Source organism: Flavobacterium sp., from assembly GCF_043780635.1.
GTDB lineage: Bacteria > Bacteroidota > Bacteroidia > Flavobacteriales > Flavobacteriaceae > Flavobacterium.
Map to the genome: position 1 here is coordinate 1 of NZ_JAYWCK010000110.1, position 3,216 is coordinate 3,216.

At 32.5% G+C, this 3,216-nt stretch carries 4 protein-coding genes; 1 reads left to right on the top strand and 3 read right to left on the bottom strand.

Annotated features, from left to right (window positions below):
* Nucleotides 1-49: 49 nt before the first annotated feature.
* A complete protein-coding gene (locus ACH2BV_RS09905) occupies nt 50-1,162 on the bottom strand; it encodes a DUF4158 domain-containing protein (RefSeq protein WP_395050565.1) in 1,113 nt (370 codons plus the stop codon).
* A 166-nt stretch (nt 1,163-1,328) separates the two neighbouring features.
* Here ACH2BV_RS09905 and ACH2BV_RS09910 point away from each other — a divergent pair, with 166 nt between their 5' ends.
* Complete coding sequence (locus ACH2BV_RS09910) at nt 1,329-1,895, top strand: recombinase family protein (RefSeq protein ID WP_395050566.1); 567 nt, start codon at nt 1,329-1,331, stop codon at nt 1,893-1,895.
* Nucleotides 1,896-2,341: 446 nt separating this feature from the next.
* Here ACH2BV_RS09910 and ACH2BV_RS09915 read toward each other — a convergent pair whose 3' ends face one another.
* Together ACH2BV_RS09915 and ACH2BV_RS09920 are read right to left on the bottom strand one after the other, a co-directional pair.
* On the bottom strand, nt 2,342-2,662 hold the full coding sequence (locus ACH2BV_RS09915) for a hypothetical protein (RefSeq protein ID WP_395050567.1): 321 nt from the start codon (nt 2,660-2,662) through the stop codon (nt 2,342-2,344).
* A 2-nt stretch (nt 2,663-2,664) separates the two neighbouring features.
* A complete protein-coding gene (locus ACH2BV_RS09920; RefSeq protein WP_395050568.1) occupies nt 2,665-3,186 on the bottom strand; it encodes an HYD1 signature containing ADP-ribosyltransferase family protein in 522 nt (173 codons plus the stop codon).
* Between the last annotated feature and the right edge of the window lie 30 nt (nt 3,187-3,216).

Genomic DNA, 3,216 nt, shown 5'->3' on the forward strand with positions numbered 1-3,216 from the left:
TTAATGTTACTTCAATTCTAATGGAAAAACTGATAGTTTAGTTTTTTTGTTATACTAAAAATAAAAATAATGCAAGTATTAACCCGTAATTCGCATAAATTGTATCTCTTAACTGTTCTTTTTCAATACTTTCATCAATGACCATTTTACCTATTTGAGTTACTGTTTTGATAGCTTTTTGTTGTGATTTTGCCGTTTCTAATAAATAAATATCCAATGATTTTTTAGCTTTATTGGTCATTTGTTGCCAATAATCGCTGAACATAGCCAAAAGTGCATCAGTAATATCCAACAGACTTTCTCTTAGAAAACATACCAACATAGGGTAACGTCGAATAGGATTTAATCTTTTCAAATGAGCATTAGAATCAGTTCTTACGGCATTAGCTAAACGCTTTTGTCTATTTGATGAAATGACAGATAAATCCCACGTTTTAACACCTAATTTTGCCAAACAATCAATTTTCTCAAGCGATTGGTTGATTTCTTTGACCGTATTAGCATTTGGAAAATTACATAACCAGCGGTGAATTGTTACATTTTTGTCTACATCTACTTCAAGTAGTTTATCTAATTTTGTTAGAAATTCTTCCGTCCATAGAAAAGATAAACGTTGATAGGTTGTAACTTCCAAATGCTCCCTAATTCCACCAACAAGGGCTTCAAGTGTAGCAATCGAAGGGCGAAGAATCTTATCTTGTCGTAGCTTTTGACAAAGAGCATCTAACAAATATCTTTCGTTGTCATGTTCCATTCCTTGCTCAATAAGCCACTTTTCAAAAATCGGTTCATCTATCAACGGTTGCCATTTGCGAAAATAAAGATGTTTGAGAATTGCCTGTAAATGATTGCTTCTAACTTTATCCCATTTTCCATAATCGTGCAAAGAATTGTATTGAGATTTTTTGTAAAATTGTTGAGTAACAAATTCAATGATTGCTTTGTCAACTTCAATGTTCCAATTATTCGGCACATATCCCAAATAGCGTAACAAACACAGTTGCACGGCTATTGATATACGATTTAACTCTCCATTAAAAGACAATAAAAATATTTTATTGTCTTGAGTTAGATAAAAATGCTGCCGCATTTCTATTTCATCTATCATTGGAATTTGTTCGTAAAGTTTTCTTTCTTGATTAGTTAGAAAAGTTAAAGGCATATTTGAGAAATTAAAGTTAAGAATAGATAGTCCAAAAAGTTATAACTTTCTGAACTATCATTTTTTAGCCCAACAACTCAACCTTAGCCACCAAAAATAGAGTCCAAAAAGTAGGTTCAACAAAAATCAAACATTTATCTTTGTGAAACTAACTTTTTGACACTATATGAATAAAGTTTTCGGTTACGCCCGTGTCTCGACAATCGACCAAAATCTTGATACCCAAATTGAGGCCTTAGAAAAATTTGGATGTGATAGAATCTTTCGAGATAAGATTTCTGGAGTAACCACTCAGCGACTTGCCTTAGATGAAATGCTTTCTGTTTTGAGAGAGGGCGATACTGTTGTGGTGGCTCGTTTTTTTAGATTGGGAAGAAATCGAGACCATCTCATTTATTTAGTCAATGATTTTGCCAAAAGAAAAGTACATTTTAAAGCTCTCGATGTGGGCATTGATACAACAACTCCCGCAGGAAAACTTATCCTGTCCATTTTTGCATCGTTGGCAGAATTTGACCGTGAAACCATTTTAGAAAAAATAAAAGCAGGTCAATTATTGGCAAAAGCCAAAGGAAAACATATTGGCAGACCTGTTGGTATCAACCAACAAAATTTTGAAAAAGTAAAAATGGCATTGGAAAAGCAAATGTCAGTAGCAGAAATAGTTAATCTTACTGGAATAAGTATTTCAAGTGTCAAACGGTATAAAAAAACAATTCAACTAATCAATTAGTTTGAAAAGTGAATTTTCCGCAGATTTGGAAGAAGAACCTCAAGATGCACTGAATAAGTAAATCGGGCTTACCAAGTTTAAAAAAACGAATCAATCGCTTATAATGTGATACACTTTTGGTTTGTTCATTTTCTAATAAAGCGGGCAGGTAATCTTTTAAGACATACAAGCTCGTAGAACGACCCATAATGATGGCATTACATATCAAAAATAGATTTTGAAGAACGGTATCTCGGAAATCTAAAAACGATGAACTAAATTTACTCACTAATGGGTGGGACATAATCGAATCTTGTTTGTTTGGTCGCAACAAAATTACGATACCCACTCATTTTTCCCACTGCTTGTCCAGTAGTATGAAAGATTACGCCAATTTGTTTAATCCTACCCGTTTATGTACTTTCTTTTAATTTTACCCAATCTATGCCATTTTTCATCCGAATTATTTATTTTTTATAATACTGCATAACAGGGCTTTGAAATTCATCACTTTCAAGAATATCTTTTACTTCTTGAGGTAAAAATTTCTCATACTCTTTGTAATTTATTTTACATAAAATAGAAAACATTCCTGCATTTTTATTTCCCATATATCTGTGAATATCCTCTATATTTGTATAATGCCCTCTCTGATGAAAAAAATTGATTAACTCTTGTGTCGTTTTATAAATAAGAAGTAAACTTTTTAAATTCACTTCTACTGTTTTAGTTTCATCAATTGTATCAAGTCCATAAAATACTTGATTTTCTATTGGATTTTTTTTCATGATTAATTTCGTTTAATAAATTTGGCGGTTTTATCTAATTTGACATTTCCTGTTATTACATATTCAATAGATTTGGTGTCTGGGTTTTTGATAACACTTACTTGTTTACTTGGCACTTTAAATTCCACATAATTTCTTGCACTACTTTTTGAAATACCATATTTATCAGAAGCATCTGCAGCAGAGAGAGGCTTGCCTTTTGCTTTTTCTGCAAACACAGTGTTTTTATCATAGGCTTTTATTTCTAAGTCTTTTTTTATTCCATCCAACCCTTTATTAGATGTATAATGCCTAAGTGTTGTCGTTTCTTCGGCAACTTCTTCTGCTACCTTGGCTTCACCCTTAACTTTACCAAGTAACGGCACAGCTCCCAACACCCTTTCAGTAGTCGAAAGTTTTTCGCCTGTAACAATATCACGTCCCACAACCCCTTCTACAATGGATTTAGCTGCTCCAAAATAGGGTAGTATTAAACAAATTGGCGTAAAGTTACATGAAAGACAGATAACTAATTGATAGTCAATTAGTTATCTCTTAAAAAGTCATTTCTCGTC

Excerpts from the sequence above, each read along its gene's own strand:
- ACH2BV_RS09915 (WP_395050567.1), bottom strand. The coding sequence starts at position 2,662 with ATGAAAAAAAATCCAATAGAAAATCAAGTATTTTATGGACTTGATACA.
- ACH2BV_RS09910 (WP_395050566.1), top strand. The coding sequence starts at position 1,329 with ATGAATAAAGTTTTCGGTTACGCCCGTGTCTCGACAATCGACCAAAAT.
- ACH2BV_RS09905 (WP_395050565.1), bottom strand. The coding sequence starts at position 1,162 with ATGCCTTTAACTTTTCTAACTAATCAAGAAAGAAAACTTTACGAACAA.